The sequence below is a fragment of the Bartonella sp. MU70NMGDW genome (assembly GCF_042194085.1).
In the GTDB taxonomy this organism is placed as follows: Bacteria; Pseudomonadota; Alphaproteobacteria; order Rhizobiales; family Rhizobiaceae; genus Bartonella; species Bartonella grahamii.
In genome coordinates, this window is sequence record NZ_JBHIMK010000487.1 from 1 (window position 1) to 872 (window position 872).

Here is an 872-nt window from a genome sequence, read left to right on the forward strand (position 1 = left end):
ACGCCCTCAAAGAACGAAGGTTCTCAAGTCACACTGGTCTGTCAACAATGAAAATTCTTATAAAATTCGTACAGTGAATTGGTTTATAATGATAATTCATATTTTTTGTGTTAAGTTTTTGTGTTAAGTAAGAAAACTTAATACCGTAGGATTTTTCATCCTCAATCTGTTTGCTGTTGAATCAATCTCTTTTTCTTGCATGTTACAAGTGGAAAAGCCTGCGTAGAATAAAAACGATAAAAAAAAGACTAAAAGTGCCTCTTATGAACCGTCTCTAAGGCTCAAGGGCTGTCGAGAGGCACCATTGGGAACGAGCACAGTGTGAGATGGTACTTGGGCTTACTCTTTTTTAAAGCGTAAAAATGAACGTGCTCTATAAATTTTATACACTTCATGAGAAGCTTTACCATTATACCATTTACCAGAACCATTACGAAATGGGTTTCCCACACCCGTTATTTCTCTTTAAAAAGCGCAACAAATCCTCCTAAAACTCCACCACGCCCCCCTTAAACATTTCAAGGAGGCATCCATACTTTATGTCGCCACACCTTCCATAAAAGTGCGATATAACAAAATAAATAAGTCAAATTTCCATTGGTCTTGAGGCAGATAGTCATTTAAGAGGCTTTTAATCTTTTCATCAAAATTCGCATCCTTTTAACTTTCCGTATAAAAACTTAAAAGTAATTGCGCCTTTTGCTTGTTTTATTTTCTCTTTCATTGAGAAAACAGTCTCGTAAGAGAAAATAATTTCCATCTCCAGGACGGACCCTCGTCAAACATTGTTTTTTAGCAGTATCAGAAAGCTTATCCCACATTTCACGAATAGCAAAATAGGCCTCACTTTCCAAATTAAGACAATGCTGATA

1 pseudogene is annotated in these 872 nt (G+C 36.0%); it reads right to left on the reverse strand.

Annotated elements, in window-relative coordinates:
- Positions 1-680: 680 nt before the first annotated feature.
- Positions 681-872: pseudogene (locus ACFIKE_RS11740) on the reverse strand (hypothetical protein); the annotation flags it as partial.